Origin of the sequence: Nioella sp. (assembly GCF_965215655.1) — a bacterium.
GTDB lineage: Bacteria > Pseudomonadota > Alphaproteobacteria > Rhodobacterales > Rhodobacteraceae > Nioella.
In genome coordinates this window covers 3781563-3798398 of the sequence record NZ_OZ244111.1, presented here as the reverse complement: position 1 = coordinate 3798398, position 16836 = coordinate 3781563, and the positions used below count along the sequence as shown (strand labels likewise).

Sequence of the window (16836 nt, the reverse complement as noted above, 5' to 3'; positions counted from 1 at the left end):
ATCAGGCCAGAGGCCCCGTCCGCCACAGCGTCACCTTCAGCCCGCCATGGGCAACCGGCGGTTCTGTCGGCAACCAGGGCAGCCCGGTCGCCTTTGCCAGCCCGCCATCGCTGGTCACCAGCCCCACGCGCCAGCCGCTGAAGCGGTCCAGCAAGGTCTTGCCAAGCGCGCCGTAGACGGAAAACAGAAGCTTGCGGTTGCCGATCCGCTCGCCATAGGGCGGATTGACGATCACCAGACCCGGCGGTCCCTCGGGCGGTTCAAGATCGCTGACGGCCTGCCGGGCAAACTGGCAAAAGGCCCCGACACCCGTGCGCTCGGCGTTCTCGGTGGCGTTCTTCACCGCGCCCGCATCGCGGTCATAGCCGTAGAACCGGGCCTTCGGTGTGACCACTTTGGCCCTCGCCTTCATTGCCGCAAAGGCCCCCGGATCGAACCCGGCCAGCCCCTCGAAGGCAAAGCCCCGAGATCGGCCCGGATACAGCCCGCTTGCAATCTCTGCCGCCTCGATCGGAAATGTCCCCGACCCGCACATCGGATCGACCACCGGTTCCGTCCCGTCAAACCCGCATTGCCGCAGGAACAGCGCCGCCAGGTTCTCCCGCATCGGGGCTTTGCCCACGGCGGGTTTATGCCCGCGTTTGTGCAGCGCCTCGCCGGTCGTATCGAGGCTGATGGTGCAGTGGTCATCGTCGATACGCACCTTCACCACGATCTCGGCCTCATTGCTGATCGGACATCCGAGCGTTTCATTGATGGCTCGGCTCACCCGTTGCACAGCGGCCTTGGCGTGGTAGATCTTCGACCGTTTGCAGGTGGCCTCCACCTTCACCGGCAGGTCTGCCCGCAACAGCCCGGCCCAGTCCACCTTGCGCGACCGCTTGTCGAGCTGCGCCAGATGCATTGCCCGAAACGCCGCCACCCGGACCAGCACCCGCGCCGGTCCGCGTAGCACGAGGTTCGCCCTCCAGACCTCGGGCCAATCGCCCCTGATCTCCACCCCGCCCGGCACCGCATTGACGGCAGAGAACCCCGCCTCGCGCGCCTCCTCTGCCAGAGTGCCCTCAAGCCCCGGCGGGGCCACCAGAAAGATATCGAACGTGTCGGTCATACCCGTCCCCTATCCTCTTTCCCGGCCCTGTCACAGAGAAACCTTGCCCTCCCCCCGCCTGCTTTGCTCTAACGTCCCATGCGCACAGGAGTTTGAGAAATGGTCGACATCGCCACCCGCGTCTACAACCACAAGTGGAAGATCGACCCGATCGTCCGGTCCCTGATCGACACGGATTTCTACAAGCTGCTGATGTGCCAGTCGGTGTTCCGAAACAAACCCGACACGCAGGTGACCTTCAGCCTGATCAACCGCACCACGCGCATTCCGCTGGCCGAGCTCATCGACGAGGGCGAGCTGCGCGAACAGCTGGACCACATCCGCTCGCTCTCCCTCTCCCGCGGGGAAAGCACCTGGATGCGCGGCAACATGTTCTATGGCAAGCGCCAGATGTTCACGCCCGAATTCATGGACTGGTTCGAGAAGCTGCGCCTGCCCGCCTACCACCTCGAAAAGCGCGACGGCCAGTATGAGCTGACCTTCGAAGGCAACTGGCCCGAGGTCATGCTGTGGGAAATCCCGGCCCTCGCCGTCCTCATGGAACTCCGGGGCCGCGCCGTTCTGCAACATATGGGCAAGTTCGAACTGCAAGTGCTCTACGCCCGCGCCATGACGCATCTGTGGCAGAAGGTCGAACGCCTGCGCCACCTGCCCGACCTGCGCATCGCCGATTTCGGCACCCGCCGCCGCCATTCCTACCTGTGGCAGGACTGGTGCGTGCAGGCGATGATGGAAGGGCTGGGCGAGAAATTCGTTGGCACCTCCAACTGCCTCATCGCCATGAAGCGCGATATCGAGGCCATCGGGACGAACGCCCATGAACTGCCCATGGTCTACGCCGCGCTGACCGAAACCGACGCCGACCTCGCCCGCGCGCCCTATGACGTGCTGGCCGACTGGCATGAGGAGCATTCGGGCAACCTGCGCATCATCCTGCCCGACACCTACGGGACCGAGGGCTTCCTGAAAAACGCCCCCGACTGGCTGGCGGGCTGGACCGGCATCCGCATCGATTCAGGCGACCCTGCGACGGGGGCCGAGATCGCCATCGACTGGTGGCGGTCGCGCGGCGAGGACCCGCGCCAGAAACTCGTCATCTTCTCCGACGGGCTGGACGTGGAAAAGATAGAGGAGCTTCAGGCCCAGTTCGCAGGCCGCGTGCGGGTGTCCTTTGGCTGGGGCACGCTGCTGACCAATGATTTCCGCGGGCTGGTCCCGAATGACGCGCTGGCGCCGTTTTCTCTGGTGTGCAAGGCGGTGGCAGCCAACGGGCGGCCCACGGTGAAGCTCTCGGACAACCCCGAGAAGGCCATGGGGCCGGAGGACGAGATTCTTCGGTACAAGCGAGTGTTCGGGGTGGGCGAGCAGGAACGGGTGGAGGTTGTGGTTTAGGGCTTGCTTGGTGGCTTCGACACAAATAGGCTTTCCACAGTTTTTCGTTACTATTGGGTTTCAGAAGTGACAGTACCAAACTGGAACGTTTACGGTGTCATCCCACCAATTCGACCTGGCCAGCCAGGTCATTCTCCTGACCGGTCTCCTTACAAATCAGACTTAATGTACTTTTGTGAGCGGTTTTGCACCTCCATAGCGAGATACAAGATCCTAAATGGATTTCTGGCGTATAGAAAGGAGATTCAAAATCTGGGAATTGTGGATGGTTTTCAGTGGCTAGACGGAAGTTTTTTAGAGTTAATCGAAGCAAGTGGGCCGCGCGACCCAGGGGATATTGACGTCGTTACATTTGCCAATCCTCCGACAGGCAATAATCTCAGCGTGTCCCTCGCAAGTAGAGCCGATCTGACGGACTTTGACCTGGCCAAGAAAACTTACTACGTCGATCCTTACTATATGACCCTTGGCGGTGCTTTCATGCCATGGCAGGTGCAAATGACGTCGTACTGGTATAGTCTGTGGTCTCACAGGAAAAAAGATGGCCTTTGGAAAGGCTTTGTCCAGATATCCCTCGACCCAAGCGAAGATACAAATGTTAAACAGCGCCTAGATCAAGTTTGCAAATCAAGAGGGCTTTCATGAGTAGCCCAAAACGCAACAGTATCGAATCCGAGATCAATCAGATTTCAGAAATGTTGGAGATAATTCCACGCGAGGCCAATATTGAAAGATATGGCCTTGAGCAAAGGCTGGAGACTTTGCGTAAAAAGCTCGATGACTTACCGCTTGAGTGCGTGCGACCTACGAGCAAACTTCTGTTTCGAGGTGAGCAGGTAGATGGCAGTCATGGAATACGCGCAACATTTGGCGGAAAGGTGGCGAAGAGTTTTTCCGATGCCTATTCAGCGGTTGTGGCAGGAGTCAAAGAGAATCTACGCTATATGGGGCCGATTCCTGCAAGATCAGATCATGAGTTGCTTATCGTGGGCACCGCTGCCGGGTCATTTGGTTTTCAACTCGAGCTTCCCGAACTCGAGCCTGATCTATTATTTGAAGGTGAAACCCTTGAGGAAGGCGCACTAAAGGACATCCTGAAACTCATGGAAACTTCTGCAACGGGATCAGACGATGAGATCGCCGAGATCGTTGAGAAGGTTCACCCAAGAGCGGTTCGCAAAGTTTCTGATTTTCTCAACCTTGTAGCAAGCAGCAACACAGTTGTGAGTCTGGAGGTTGGAACTGACTTCTTTCGCTATCCGGACGTTGACACCCTCTCTAGTTCTGCCGTTAGGCTACGGGAAGAAAATATTAGAGAGTACGACGAGGAGCACACGGGAGCATTCATCGGAGTTCTTCCAAAAAGTCGCAATTTCGAATTTGAAACGGCCTCCAAGGATGTGTTTCGGGGTAGACTATCTCCGGAAATCGAAAACCCTAATCAGATAGTCGAACTCCTCCAGAGATTGGTAAGAGCGAAGTTTTCGGTAATGCAGGTCGGTCAGGGACGGCCTAGATATCTGTTGGAATCACTCGACGACATATCGGACATCAATTCATATGAGGGGTGACAACTCTAAGCTTAGCCTCTCACCTACTCCCCCGTCTCCCCCCTCAACCGCTTCACCTCCCCCCGTGCCTTCTTGGCCTTGAGGCGCCGCTCTATGCTGCCCTTGGTGGGCCGGGTCGGGCGGCGTTTTTTCGGCGCCACCGTTGCCCGCCCGATCAGCTCCGCCAGCCGCTCCCGCGCGATCTCTCGGTTCCGCGCCTGGCTCCGCGTCTCCTGCACGAAGATCACCACCGCGCCGTCCTTGGTCCAGCGCTGACCGGCCAGCCGTTTCAGCCGCCGTTTGACCGGGTCGGGCAGGTTCGGGGACCGCTCCGCCTCGAACCGCAATTCCACCGCCGTGGACACCTTGTTCACGTTCTGCCCGCCGGGGCCGGAGGCGCGGGTGAACTGTTCCGTCAGCTCCCAATCGGCGATGGTGATCTGGTCGGTGATCCTCAGCATGTCGTTTTTCCGTATGCACGGGGGGTGTACAGGGGGTGTACGGGGGGTGTACGCATGGCACCCCCCCTATTCGTTAACAGAAAAGGGCCGCCACGGGGGCGACCCTTTCCGAGAAATTCAGGAGGTGGGGTCGGTTAGACCAAGGCCCACCTGGGATGGATTGCGCAGCTAAGGCTGCCTAGCCGCGTCCCTCCCAGACTGTCCCGACGCACTTCTCCAATATCTCTCTCGACATGGGCACCTCCTTTCTGATTGTGAACTCGTACTAGGAGGGTGCCATAGATTTTGTGTTTGTCAAAAACTTTTATGCTACCTGTGCGGTCAATTTTGCCGTGAGCACACGGAACGGGACAAGTGCCACCAAAGCAAGCGACAGTTTGACAAGCCAGTCAGCGACGGCCAGCGACACCCAAAGCGGCGCCTCGGGCCCGGTGCCGAGCAAAGGCAGAACCTCCCCCGCCCAGGACACGTCATTGCCGGGTTCGATAAAGGTTAATGACGCGGAGAAGGCGATAGAGAAAAATAACGCTGTATCCACGCTCGATCCAATCAGCGTAGACGCCAAAGGCGCCCGCCACCAAGCGCCCTCGCGCAGGCGGTTAAACACAGCAACATCAAGCAGTTGCGCGGTCAGGAAAGCAAGACCGGAGCCAATTGCAATGCGCAGGGTCACCAGCGGGCCAAACTCCCCCATGATCTGGGTGCCAATGAGCGAGCAGATGACACCCACGATGAAGCCAGAAACAACAACTTTTCGAGCCACATCAACACCATAGACGCGATTCATGACGTCGGTAACGAGGAACGCGATCGGGTAGGTGAAGGCCCCCCAGGTCAGCCATTGGCCGAAGAGAAACTGGACGAGGATGTTCGAGGCGACGACAACGGTCGCCATGGCAAGAATGCCGGGCAGATAAGAGCGGGTCATGTATATGGTCCGTTTTGACAAGGTAGCGGAGACTTGGCCCTGACGGGCAGGGACGGCGCGCTTTAGCGCAGGCGGGGGGCCGATGGCAAGCCCTGCGCCATGGAAGAATTTTCAGGAAAATTCTTCTGGTGCTGCAAAATTCTTCGGGAAGAATTTTGGGTAGACTGAAAAATCTTCCCGAAGATTTTTATCAGCCCATGACCTCGGCCATAGCCTTCGCGACCAGCGGGATCGTCTCGGGAGTCAGGCCCGCCACGTTCATCCGGCTGTCGAAGACGAGGTAGATGCCATGCTCTTCGCGCAGCCGCTCCACTTGCTCCAGGCTTGCCCCAGGCAGCGAGAACATGCCGCGATGCGCAGCGAGGAAGGCAAAACGGTCAGACCCGGTGATGCGCTGCAACTCGGCGGCCAGAGCCTCTCGATTGGCCTGCATGCCCTCGCGCATCTCGCGCAATTCGCTCCGCCAGACATCAGTCAAGCCGGGATCGCCCAGAATGGTCTGCACCGCCCGCGCACCGTGATCCGGCGGGAAGGCGAAGTTCTGTCGGTTGAGCCAGGCCAGCATGCCGCCGGTCGCTGCGGCGGCCTTCTCATCCCCACAGAGCGCCATGGCGATGCCCACGCGATCGCGGTAGAGGCCGAAATTCTTCGAACAGGATGCGGCAATCAGCATCTCGGGCACCATGCCAGCCAAAAGGCGCATCCCGGCGGCATCCTCTTCGATCCCCTGACCGAAGCCCAAATAGGCCATGTCCACGAAAGGGATCGCCCCCGTCGACAGGCACAGATCGCCAAGCGCGCGCCAGTCATCAAGCGTCAGATCCACGCCGGTGGGGTTGTGGCAGCAGCCATGCACGAGAATCAGGTCGCCCTTCTGCACGCCTGCCAGATCCTGCATCATCCCGGCACGATCCAGCCCGCCGCTATCCGTATCGTAATAACGGTATTCGCGAATGTTCAGGCCCAGATAGCTGATGATCGCCGGGTGGTTGGGCCAAGTCGGCGCGCTGATCCAGATGGTGGCCTCGGGCGTCAGGCGCTTGACCATCTCCAGCACCTGCCGCACGGCTCCGGTGCCGCCGGGTGTGCCCGCAGCGGCCAGTCGCGTATGCGGCACCGCGTCGGAAAAGAGCAGCCCCTTCATCGCGGCCAGGTATCCCGCATCGCCGGCCAGCGCGACATAGCCCTTGCTGTCCTGCGTCTGCCAGACCAGTTCTTCCGCTGCCTTCACGGCCTTCATGACCGGGGTTTTGCCCTCGGGCGTCTTGTAGACGCCAACGCCCAGATCGACCTTCCCAGCCCGCATATCCTCGCGGAACATCTGCATCAGCTGGATGATCTTGTCGGGCTGCGGGGCGGTCAGGGTCTCGAACATATGCCTCTCCTCAGGCGGGAAATTGCGACGGGTCGCGGTCGCGGGTCAGGATGCGGGTGTGATCCTCGGTACGGACGGGGGAAAAGCCCATCCGTTTGTAGAGGCCGAGCGCGCGGGGATGGTCCAGCGTGCAGGTATTGACGGTCATCTTGCCAACGCCCTCACGGGACCAGCCAGTTGCGATTGCGGTGCGCAGCAGGGTGCCGCCGATACCGCCGCCGATGGCCTCGGGCACCAGCCCGAAATAGGCGAGGTCGCACACACCTTCTTCGCGCCAGTCGAGCTGGAAGAACCCGTTGGGCCAGCCATGGCGGTAGGCGACGAAGAGCGTCACATCGGGGTGCTGGACGAAGGCCTTCACGGCCTCGGGGGCCTCGTTGAACTTGTCGACCCATTCATACATCCGCCCGACGGCGTCATAGAGTGACAGGAAGAACCAGACCGGGGGCGTTTCGCACCGGTCCAGCCTGACGTCATCCGGCAACGCAGGGGCCGGGGCAGGGGCCTCGGTCATCTCCAGATAGGTGATCGTGTAGGCGACTTCGGTGCCTGCGGGGGTGATGGTCATCCCGCCTCGACCTTGAGTTGATCGAACTGGCCCCATTCGGACCAGGACCCGTCGTAAAGCGCCCAGTCCTTGTGGCCGAGCAGTTCCAGACCAAGCGACAGGATCGCCGCCGTTACGCCGGAGCCGCAGGTGGTGATGATGCGCTTGTTCAGGTCCACACCGCCCGCCTCGAACGCCGTGCGCAGGGCGTCACCGCGTTTCATTGTGCCGTCTTCGTTCAGCAGCGTCGCATAATGCACGTTTTTCGAGCCCGGAATGCGGCCCGAGCGCAGACCCTCGCGCGGTTCTGCTTCTTCGCCCCGGAAGCGGCCCGCGCTTCGGGCATCCACGATCTGCCAGTCACCGAGCTTGGCAGCGGCGGCCACCTGCGTGACGTCCTTCACCAGATGGGCCTGGCGTTGCGCGGTCATGTGCCGGTCACGCACGATCGGGGGCATGTCCTCGATCTCTCGGCCCTCGGCCTGCCATTTGCGAATACCGCCATCCAGCACGGCGATATCGGTCTTGCCCATCAGCCGGAACAGCCACCAGACGCGTGCGGCCGAGAACAACCCGTTGCCGTCATAGACCACCACCTGATGACCGTCGCCCACACCCATGGCGCGCATGCGGCTCATGAATTTTTCGGGTGGCGGGGCCATGTGGGGCAGGTCGCTGACGGAGTCGCTGATATCGTCGATATCGAAGAACCGCGCGCCCGGGATGTGGGCGGCGTCATATTCCGCCTTCGCATCGCGGCCCATGTCGGGAAGGTAGTAGGACGCATCAATGATCCGCAGATCCGGGTCCTTCATGTGATCGGCGAGCCACTGGGTGGATACGAGCGTTTTGGGGTCATCGGCGGACATGCGGGTCTCCGTCAGGCACGGGGTTTTGCTAGCCCTACGCGGGCCGGGGCCTGCTTTCAAGAGGGCGGGTTGTCAGCCCCGGTCCCGCAACAGGCGGGCTTTCTGCTTCTGCCAGTCACGTTTGGCCTCGGTGGCGCGCTTGTCCTGGGTCTTCTTGCCCTTGGCGATGCCGATCTTCAGCTTCACGATGCCCTTGTGGTTGAAATAGATCACCAGCGGCACCAGCGTCATGCCCTGCCGCTGCGTCGCATTCCACAGCTTGGACAGTTCTTTCTTGCTGACCAACAGCTTGCGGCGGCGCCGTTCCTCGTGCCCCCAGGTCTTGGCCTGGGCGTAGGGGGCGATGTAGCTGTTGACCAGCCACAGCTCGCCCTCATCCACGGCGGCATAGCTTTCGGCGATGTTCGACCCGCCTTCACGCAGCGATTTCACCTCGGACCCCTGCAGGATGATCCCGCATTCCAGGTCATCCTCGATCGCATAGTCGTACCGCGCCCGCCGGTTCTCGGCGATCACCTTGTAGTTGGGGTCTGTCTTCGGTTTCTTGGCCATGGTCCGCCCGATGTAGTGCGGCGGACCGGTGCTGTCTACCGGTCGCATACGGATGGCTGCGAGGAAGGCGTGCTTATGCTATGCTGGGGCCACATTCAGCCAGTGTTTCTTGCGGTAGGGGGTTATATGCGCCGGTTCATTATCGTTTTTCTGTTGACCGTCATCCCGTCGAGCCTCTTCGCGCAGCAGCGTGGGCATCTGGTGGAATATCTTGGGGCCTCCGGGCAGGGGCGATCCTCGATGATCATGATCCTGTCGCAGAACATGTTTGCCCTCAATCCCGGTCACGATGGTGCCCTTGTGGCCGATCTGAATTTCGGAACCATCCGGGTCTGGGACGCGCGGGGCGGGCGCTTCGTCGACTTGCAGGCGGCCATGCAGATGGCAGGCGCTGCTGCCACAATTGGTGCAGCCGGGGACACGAGCGCGCTGGATGAGGCCCGCGCGACAGTGGCCGAGCTGATCCCGGACATGCTGGATGGCGTGGACCCGAACCAGCGGGAGGCCGTGCAGGCCGCGCTGGAAGGTGCCATTGGCCTGACTGGCACCCCGAGCCCAAGCGGCCAGACGCTGAGCGGCGGTCAGCAGCAGCGGGTCGCCATATCGCGCAGCCTGCTCATGGATGCCGAGCTTATCCTGCTCGACGAACCGACCTCGGCCTATCAGGGCTCCGATACGGAGCTTGCCCGGCTGATCGCACAGGACGGGCAGGTGCTGCGCGACTATGTGCTTGCACCGCAAGAGGCGCTGCCGGGCGTGGAGGAGGTGTTGGAGATCCTGCGTCGGCTCCAGTCCCTGCATGTCGAGATCACCGGTGACCCGATCCCGCCAGAGGCCATTCTGCCCGATCTCATCACGCTGGAACCGCACGGATTTCCGGTCAGAATTGACGATCACCTACAGCAGGAACGTTGGGATCTCGCCCGTCTGGAATTGGTGAATTACCACTTTGATCGCAACGGCATGCCGGTGGTGGAGGAATGATCACGCGCCGGGCGGAACGTCGATCGAGGCTTTCCACGGCTTGATGTCCAGAAGCGGCGTGTTGTCGTAGCAATCAATCGCGTCGATGGTCAGCAGGCAGGTGTCCCGGTCGATGCCTTGCAGGATCACCACCGCCATCGCAATCGGGTTGGGCCGTGCGGGGGAGCGCAGGGCGAAGGTGCCGCGCGTGCCATCGGTATGGTGCGGGTTCTGCACGGCGATGTTCCGCGCCGCCTTGTCCATCCAGTAGAGCAGGACGACCGGCGTGCCTTCCTCCAGCCCCTCAAGGCAGGGGATGTAGGCAGGGGCGAGCTCGATGGTCGCCCCCTGCCCGGTTTCGCGCGCCTGGATCAGGTTCTTGGGGCCATGCCCCTTGAACCAGGGCGTGCGGATCCGCCCGATGAAGGTGACGCCCGCCTCGGCCTGGTCAGCCGGATCAAAGGGCAGCGTCACCTCACCGTCGCGGATCTCAGCCATATCAGTCGATTAGGCCAGCATGCGCCATCGCGGCCTTGATCTCGGCCTTGGTGGCGTCGGTCACAGGCACCAGCGGCAGGCGCACCTCGTCCGAGCAAAGCCCCAGAGCCGACATGGCGTATTTCGCACCGCACAGCCCCGGTTCGAGGAAGATCGCCCGGTGCAGCGGCATCAGCTTGTCCGCGATCTGCAGTGCCTTGGCGTAGTCGCCCGCCAGCGTCGCGTTCTGCATCTCGGCGCACAGGCGCGGGGCGACGTTCGCGGTCACCGAAATACAGCCGACCCCGCCTTGCGCGTTGAAGCCATGAGCGGTCGCGTCCTCACCCGAGAGCTGGCAGAAGTCAGGCCCGCAGGAAATACGGGTCCAGCTGACGCGCGCCAGGTCGCCGGTTGCATCCTTCACGCCCACGATGGAGGGCAGCTTGGCGAGTTCGCCCATGGTGGCGGGGGTCATGTCGACCACGGAGCGGCCGGGAATGTTGTAGATCACGATCGGCAGATCGCAGGCCTCGGTCAGCGCCGTGTAATGGGCGATCATGCCCGCCTGCGTCGGCTTGTTGTAATAAGGGGTCACCACAAGCCCCGCATCCGCGCCGACGGATTTGGCGTGTTGCAGGAAGCGGATGGCCTCGACCGTGTTGTTGGACCCGGCCCCGGCGATGACGGGCACTCGGCCTGCGGCGGCTTCCACCACGGCCTCGATCACCTGTTCATGTTCCTCATGGGTCAGGGTCGGGCTTTCGCCCGTCGTGCCCACGGGCACCAGACCGCTGCTGCCTTCGTCGACATGCCAGTCCACAAGTTTCTTCAGCGTGTCAAAATCCACCGCGCCGTCCTTGAACGGCGTGACCAATGCGGGCATCGAGCCTTTGAACATCACACGCTTCCTTTCATGTCTGGTTACGCCGGAATAGGCGGAGGATCGCGACCCGACGGGCCGCCGCCCGCCTATTGCCAAGTAAGTGAGTTGCAAGCAAGGGCTGAGGCCCTATCCTTTAAGGATAGTTACAAACCGGTGGCACAATGCGACGAATTCTTTTCAGCCTTTTCCTGACCTGCCTGCCTGTCCCGGCGCTGGCGACCCCCGAAGCGCTGGCCGAGGCCATTGAGGCGCTCGGCGACCGGGACTATCCGGCTGCTGCCGAGGCACGGGCCCGCGTGACCGACCCCGCCGCCGTCGATGTGGTGACCTGGATCAGGTTGCGACAGGGCGAGGGGGAGTTGAGCGCGTATTTCGACTTCCTCGCGCAAAACCCCGACTGGCCCGGCCTGCCTTACCTAATCCGGCAGGGCGAACGGAATATCGAGGAATCCACGCCTGCCGCGACGGTTATCGCCTATTTTGAGGATCAGGCACCGCAAACCGGGTGGGGCTCGCTGCGCCTTGCTGCCGCCTTGTGGGAGCTAGACCGCCGCGAAGACGCCATGGCCGAGGCGATCCGCGCCTGGACCACGATGTCGCTCTCCGAGGCGGAACATGACCAGTTCATGATCGATTGGCCGCGCACCCTGCGCACCCATCATGAAGCGCGGCTTGACCACCTGCTGTGGGAAAACGAGGCCACGCAGGCGCGGCGCATGTACCCGCTGGTCAGTGATGGATGGGAGCGGCTTGCAGAGGCACGCCTGCTGCTGCGCGCCCGCAGGCCTGGCGTGGATGCGGCGATTGAGGCGGTGCCCGCCGCGCTGCGCGGCGATCCCGGTCTGGCCTATGAACGCTTCGTCTGGCGGATGCGGGAAGGGCTGACCAGCAGTGCGACCAGCCTGATTCGCGAGGCCTCCAGTTCCGCCACCGCGCTTGGTCGCCCCTCGGAATGGGCCAACCGCCGCCGCGCTCTGGCCCGCGACCTGATGCGCGACGGGGATTTTCAGACCGCCTATGACGTGGCTGCCAACCACCATATCGACCCTGCGACCGATTACGTGAATTACTCGGACCTTGAATGGATTTCCGGCTACACCGCTTTGCGGATGGGCGATGCGGCGACTGCGGCGGAGCATTTTTCCCACTTCACCGAGGCTGTGGAATCCCCGATTTCCATGGGCCGCGCTGGCTATTGGCTTGGCCGCGCGCAAGAGGCGCTTGGCAATGAGGAGGCCGCAGCGCAGGCCTATGCGCTCGGGGCACGCTTCCAGTCGAGCTTCTACGGGCAACTGGCAGCGGAGCGCGGCGGGCTTCCCACGGACCCGGCCTTTCTGGGGCAGGAGGATTTCGGCGACTGGCGGCAGGCCGACTTTGTTCGGACAAGCGTCTTTCGCGCTGCGGTGCGGCTGCTTGAGGCAGGCGAGAGTGCGCTTGCCGAACGCTTTTGGACACATCTGACCGAAAGCCTGTCGCGACAGGAAGCCGGACAACTGGCCTCGATGCTGCTGGATCTCAATGAACCGCATATCGCCCTGATGATCGCCAAGCGCGCCGCCACCATGGGCCACGAGATCATGCGCGCCTATTATCCGCTGTCATCGGACCTGCTGGCCTACGACCTGCCGGTGTCCGACCGGCTGGTGCATTCCATCGCCCGGCGCGAAAGCGAGTTCGACCCGACGGTCGTCAGCCACGCGGGCGCGCTTGGACTGATGCAGGTGATGCCCCGCACCGGGCGCGAAATGGCGCGCCGCCTTGGCGTCGCTTTCAGCGAGAGCCGGATGCACGAGGACCCGGCCTTCAACGCCACGCTCGGCGCGGCCTATCTCGATTACCTGATCGAGGAGTTTGGCCCCAACCCGGTGCTGATCGCCGCCGCCTACAACGCGGGCCCAAGCCGGGCGGAACGCTGGATGGAGGCGTTCGGAGACCCGCGCGACCCGGATGTGGACGTGGTCGACTGGATCGAGTCGATCCCCTTCCGGGAGACGCGGAACTACGTGATGCGGGTAACGGAAAGCATGCGGATCTATGATGCGCTGCTGACCGGGCGTTTGCCGGACCAGACGCTGACCGGGCTCTTGCGGCAACGCTAGCGCCGGGACGGTGGTTTCGCCGTGCCTTCGGCACGTCGACCCGCGCGCCCCTCCGGGGCGCGATCCAGGCGGTTCCGATCCGCCACCCCAAATGCTTCTCTCAGGCGCATTCCGTAGAGGGGGCGCTGCCCCCGTCGCTTCGCGACTCCCCCGAGGTATTTGTCACCAAGATGAAAGGATCAGCTTTCTTCGGCTTCAAGGGCCCGCGCCCGCCACAGCGTGAACAGCCCCGCGGCCACGACGATTGCCGCACCGATCACCACGTTGAACTCCATGTTTTCATTGAAAACAACGATCCCGAGTGTGGACGCGAATACCAGCTGCAGATAGGCGAAGGGTTGGACCGCGCTGGCCTCGGCCAGTTCATAGGTCTTGATCAGGGTGAAATGCCCTGCCGCCCCGGTCAGGCAGAGAACCCCCATCCAGATCCAGTCGCGCCCTGTCATCGGCTCCCAGAACCAGATGCCGACCGCTGTCATGGCCACTGCCCCTACGGTTCCCGTCCAGAAAAAGCTGGTGGCCGCCATATCCCTGCGCGCGGCATAGCGCGTCAGCAGACCATAGAGCGCGAACATCAGCGCCGAAACGAGGGGCACGATGGCCAGAGGGTCGAAGACGCCGAAGCCAGGTTCCAGGATGATCACCACTCCGACGAAACCGATGCCGATCGCCGACCAGCGCCGCCAGCCCACCTGCTCGCCCAGAACCGGGCCGGAGAGTGCCGCGACCAGCAGCGGATAGCAGGCGAACACGGCATGGCTTTCAACAAGCCCGAGCAGGGTGAAGCCCAGGATCGCCACGCAGATTTCCGCAACCAGCAGGAGCGCCCGGAACCCCTGCAACCAGGGCTGACTGGTCGCCGCCGCCGCGCGCAGCCCGCCCGCCTTGCGCGACGCCACGACCATCACGAAGCTGGCAAAGAACCAGTAGCGGATCATCACCACCATCAGAACGTTGTATTCCCCGGCCAGGTGGCGCGAGATCCCGTCCTGCATGGCAAAGATGAAGGTGGTCAGCACCATCAGCCAGATGCCGGCCCGCGTGTTCTGATCGCTCATCTCTTGCGCCCCGTGCTCATATGCCTCTTGCGGCCATAGCCGGGCACCCGCGTTACGTCGAACCCGGCAGCGACAAGCGCACGTCGCACATCGCCCGCCGCCGTATAGGTGGCGAAGCTGCCGCCGGGGGCCGTGTGACGCCCCACCTCTGCCATCAGATCGGCGCCCCAAAGCTCGGGGTTCTTGGCGGGGGAAAAGCCGTCGAGGAACCAGGCATCGGCCAATCCGTCCCAGTCCGGGAGGGTCTCACGCGCATCGCCCGTGACCAGGTGCATCTCGATATCATCCCGGATCAGCGGCCGCTCGGGATCGTACAACAGCGCGGCGGTGTCCTCGACCAGCCCCGCCACCTCGGGAAAGACCGACAGGGCACGCAATGCATCCTCGGGCGGCATCGGGAAGGCTTCGAAACTGGTGAACCGCAGACGGCCAGTCGTCCCGGAGGCCAGCCAGGCCAACCGCGCAGCAATTAGGTTCAGCCCGGTGCCGAACCCCAGTTCTGCAATGTGAAACCCCGGTCGGAACCGCGCAGGCAAGGCATTGCCGTCAAGAAACACGTGCCGGGTCTCGGCCAGCCCATTGTCCAGCGAGTAATAGGGATCGTCGAACCGTTCCGACACGGGCACGCCATTGTCCCGCCAGAGCGTCCGGTCTGTCTGGGCTTTGTCCATGCGCTGACCTATGAAGGGTTCCGTCCGGTTCGGCAAGCGGGGTCAGAGATGGTGGATGTGACGGTCAGAGGGGCGGGGATTTTCGGCCTGTCCATAGCCTGGGCCTGCGTGTCACGGGGGGCGTCTGTCAGGGTGATCGACCCCAATGGCGTCGGGGCCGGGGCCTCTGGCGGGCTCGTTGGCGCGCTTGCCCCTCATACGCCGGAGCGCTGGAACGACAAGAAGGAGTTGCAGTTCCAGAGCCTCGATATGGCCGAGGCCATGTGGGCCGAAGTGGCAGAGGTCGGCGGCGAAGATCCTGGCTACGCGCGCACGGGCCGCATCCAGCCAGTCGGCGTGTTGGAGATCGCCACCGAGCGCGCCCGCAATGCCGAGGAGCTCTGGCGCGGCAAGTACAGCTGGCAGATCCGCGATGTCCGCGACTTCGCCCCCTTCGCGCCGGTCACAACCTCGGGTCTGGTGATCCACGACACGCTGACCGGTCGGGCGCATCCGCGCAAGGCGACATCGGCCCTTGCGGCGGCCCTACGCGCACGCGGTGTCGAGATCACCGCGGATGCGCCCGAGCAGGGCAAGATCGTCCACGCCACCGGGGCCACCGGGCTTGTTACCTTGTCAAAAGAGCTTGGCAAACCCGTGGGCGCCCCCATCAAAGGCCAGTCCGCGATCTTCGACTATGACGCGCGGGGTTGCCCGCAGATCTTTGTCGACGGGTTGCACGTCATCCCCCACGCCGATGGTACCACCGCCATCGGTTCGACCACCGAACGTGAATTCACCGACCCCACGCGCTGCGATGGCGGGCTTGACGATATCCTGGGCCGGATCATCCGGCTGGTCCCGGTGTTGCGCGAGCGCCCGGTGCTGGAAAGATGGGCCGGCCTGCGCCCCCGCGCCCGGTCGCGTGCCCCGATGCTGGGGGCCTATCCCGGACGCCCTGATCAGTTCATCGCCAATGGCGGCTTCAAGATCGGCTTCGGCATGGCCCCGATCATCGGACAGCTTATGGCCGACCTGATCCTCGACGGCGAGGACAATATCCCCGAAAGCCTTCGGGTCGAGGCCTCTATCCCCGGAACATAGCCCTTCTTCTTTGCCAAAATACCCCCGCCGGAGGCATCCCGCCCCCTCAACCGGATCAACCGCCAGATCGGGCACGCCGCCCCCTCCACAGATCCGTGGCAACGCGGCATGACGAGGCCCCCGCGCATGCGGGGGTTGAGGAGGGCCGCTCCCGGGTCGACGACGCAGTCGGCGAAACTGTCTGGATCAGCTACGCCCAACCTCCTTGCGCAGCTCCCCCATAAGGTCAGTCAGAACAGCCTCGTAGCGTTCATTGATCAACCGTCCGCTCTCATCAAACTGGCCCGAGCAATTGCCGACCAGCAGCTCCGGCCCCGCCAGTAGTCTCGGACGAAATGGCAGAAGGCACAGTCGCAGCGTCCATTGAGTCCGCTCCCCGCCAGCCCGGCCGCCCGTCGCCGCCATGATCGCAATCGGCTTGTCCCGCCAGGGGCTATCCTTGGTGCGGCTCACCCAATCGAGCGCGTTTTTCAGAACGCCTGACAGGCCCTTGTTGTATTCCGGACCCGAGATCACCACCGCATCGGCGGCGGCGATCTGGTCGGCCAGTGTCTGAACCGAAACAGGAATCCCATCCGCCTCCTCCAGATCCCCGTCATAGAGCGGCAGGTGCAGATCGGCCTCCACGAACTCCGCCGGATCATAGATCCGCGCCGCTTCCCGCAACAGTTTGCGATTGTAGGACCCCGCCCGCAGTGACCCGCAGATGCCCAATAGCTTTCCAGATGCCATGCCCGATACTCCGCCTGACGTTTGAACTGTCTTCGCAGGCTATCTATCGCGCAGACAAAGAATAGCCACAGGACCGCACAGGTAC

18 protein-coding genes are annotated in these 16836 nt (G+C 62.8%); 6 read left to right on the top strand and 12 right to left on the bottom strand.

What is annotated here, in order from left to right:
• Position 1 precedes the first annotated feature (1 nt).
• A complete protein-coding gene (locus ACOOEX_RS18925) occupies positions 2 to 1111 on the bottom strand; it encodes a THUMP domain-containing class I SAM-dependent RNA methyltransferase (RefSeq protein WP_420396287.1) in 1110 nt (369 codons plus the stop codon).
• Between the two features lie 99 nt (positions 1112 to 1210).
• Between ACOOEX_RS18925 and pncB the strand changes: the two genes are divergently transcribed.
• From pncB to ACOOEX_RS18910, 3 genes are read left to right on the top strand one after another with little or no spacing between them, the layout of a single operon-like run.
• Complete coding sequence (pncB, locus tag ACOOEX_RS18920) at positions 1211 to 2503, top strand: nicotinate phosphoribosyltransferase (RefSeq protein ID WP_420396286.1); 1293 nt, start codon at positions 1211 to 1213, stop codon at positions 2501 to 2503.
• Positions 2504 to 2506: 3 nt separating this feature from the next.
• Entirely contained in the window at positions 2507 to 3148 is a 642-nt protein-coding gene (locus ACOOEX_RS18915; protein ID WP_420396285.1) for a DUF6932 family protein, read from the top strand.
• The gene (locus tag ACOOEX_RS18910) at positions 3145 to 4074 is read left to right on the top strand and encodes a hypothetical protein (RefSeq protein ID WP_420396284.1); all 930 of its coding nucleotides are present in this window, start codon (positions 3145 to 3147) and stop codon (positions 4072 to 4074) included. Before ACOOEX_RS18915 ends, ACOOEX_RS18910 begins: the two co-directional genes overlap by 4 nt.
• Positions 4075 to 4097: 23 nt before the next feature.
• Here ACOOEX_RS18910 and arfB read toward each other — a convergent pair whose 3' ends face one another.
• From arfB to smpB, 6 genes are all read right to left on the bottom strand, one after another.
• The gene (gene arfB / locus ACOOEX_RS18905) at positions 4098 to 4514 is read right to left on the bottom strand and encodes an alternative ribosome rescue aminoacyl-tRNA hydrolase ArfB (protein ID WP_420396283.1); all 417 of its coding nucleotides are present in this window, start codon (positions 4512 to 4514) and stop codon (positions 4098 to 4100) included.
• Between the two features lie 304 nt (positions 4515 to 4818).
• A complete protein-coding gene (locus ACOOEX_RS18900; RefSeq protein WP_420396282.1) occupies positions 4819 to 5442 on the bottom strand; it encodes a queuosine precursor transporter in 624 nt (207 codons plus the stop codon).
• A 190-nt stretch (positions 5443 to 5632) separates the two neighbouring features.
• Complete coding sequence (locus ACOOEX_RS18895) at positions 5633 to 6817, bottom strand: aromatic amino acid transaminase (RefSeq protein WP_420396281.1); 1185 nt, start codon at positions 6815 to 6817, stop codon at positions 5633 to 5635.
• Between the two features lie 10 nt (positions 6818 to 6827).
• Positions 6828 to 7385, bottom strand: coding sequence for a GNAT family N-acetyltransferase (locus tag ACOOEX_RS18890; RefSeq protein ID WP_420396280.1), 558 nt, complete (start codon positions 7383 to 7385; stop codon positions 6828 to 6830).
• Complete coding sequence (sseA, locus tag ACOOEX_RS18885; RefSeq protein WP_420396279.1) at positions 7382 to 8233, bottom strand: 3-mercaptopyruvate sulfurtransferase; 852 nt, start codon at positions 8231 to 8233, stop codon at positions 7382 to 7384. The genes ACOOEX_RS18890 and sseA overlap by 4 nt, the downstream gene beginning before the upstream one ends.
• Before the next feature lie 72 nt (positions 8234 to 8305).
• Positions 8306 to 8785 carry an SsrA-binding protein SmpB gene (smpB, locus tag ACOOEX_RS18880; protein ID WP_420396278.1) on the bottom strand — a complete coding sequence of 160 codons (480 nt, stop codon included), beginning with the start codon at positions 8783 to 8785 and terminating at the stop codon, positions 8306 to 8308.
• A 126-nt stretch (positions 8786 to 8911) separates the two neighbouring features.
• Here smpB and ACOOEX_RS18875 point away from each other — a divergent pair, with 126 nt between their 5' ends.
• Positions 8912 to 9769, top strand: a complete 858-nt coding sequence (locus ACOOEX_RS18875) for an ATP-binding cassette domain-containing protein (RefSeq protein ID WP_420396277.1) — start codon at positions 8912 to 8914, stop codon at positions 9767 to 9769.
• Here the strand turns inward: ACOOEX_RS18875 and ACOOEX_RS18870 are convergent, their stop codons facing one another.
• Both ACOOEX_RS18870 and dapA read right to left on the bottom strand, forming a co-directional pair.
• The gene (locus tag ACOOEX_RS18870) at positions 9770 to 10246 is read right to left on the bottom strand and encodes an SAM-dependent methyltransferase (RefSeq protein ID WP_420396276.1); all 477 of its coding nucleotides are present in this window, start codon (positions 10244 to 10246) and stop codon (positions 9770 to 9772) included. It abuts the gene before it with no gap.
• Between the two features lies 1 nt (position 10247).
• Complete coding sequence (dapA, locus tag ACOOEX_RS18865; protein ID WP_420396275.1) at positions 10248 to 11123, bottom strand: 4-hydroxy-tetrahydrodipicolinate synthase; 876 nt, start codon at positions 11121 to 11123, stop codon at positions 10248 to 10250.
• A gap of 146 nt (positions 11124 to 11269) precedes the next feature.
• Between dapA and ACOOEX_RS18860 the strand changes: the two genes are divergently transcribed.
• Positions 11270 to 13207, top strand: a complete 1938-nt coding sequence (locus ACOOEX_RS18860) for a lytic transglycosylase domain-containing protein (protein WP_420396274.1) — start codon at positions 11270 to 11272, stop codon at positions 13205 to 13207.
• Between the two features lie 179 nt (positions 13208 to 13386).
• Here ACOOEX_RS18860 and ACOOEX_RS18855 read toward each other — a convergent pair whose 3' ends face one another.
• Together ACOOEX_RS18855 and mnmD are read right to left on the bottom strand one after the other, a co-directional pair.
• Complete coding sequence (locus tag ACOOEX_RS18855; protein WP_420396273.1) at positions 13387 to 14265, bottom strand: DMT family transporter; 879 nt, start codon at positions 14263 to 14265, stop codon at positions 13387 to 13389.
• A complete protein-coding gene (gene mnmD / locus ACOOEX_RS18850) occupies positions 14262 to 14936 on the bottom strand; it encodes a tRNA (5-methylaminomethyl-2-thiouridine)(34)-methyltransferase MnmD (protein WP_420396272.1) in 675 nt (224 codons plus the stop codon). The genes ACOOEX_RS18855 and mnmD overlap by 4 nt, the downstream gene beginning before the upstream one ends.
• Before the next feature lie 48 nt (positions 14937 to 14984).
• On the opposite strand from mnmD, the gene ACOOEX_RS18845 reads away from it, so the two are divergent.
• Complete coding sequence (locus tag ACOOEX_RS18845) at positions 14985 to 16019, top strand: NAD(P)/FAD-dependent oxidoreductase (RefSeq protein ID WP_420396271.1); 1035 nt, start codon at positions 14985 to 14987, stop codon at positions 16017 to 16019.
• 186 nt (positions 16020 to 16205) lie between these two features.
• On the opposite strand, the gene ACOOEX_RS18840 is transcribed toward ACOOEX_RS18845, so the two are convergent.
• Positions 16206 to 16751: an NADPH-dependent FMN reductase gene (locus tag ACOOEX_RS18840; RefSeq protein ID WP_420396270.1), complete on the bottom strand. Its 546-nt coding sequence runs from the start codon at positions 16749 to 16751 to the stop codon at positions 16206 to 16208.
• Between the last annotated feature and the right edge of the window lie 85 nt (positions 16752 to 16836).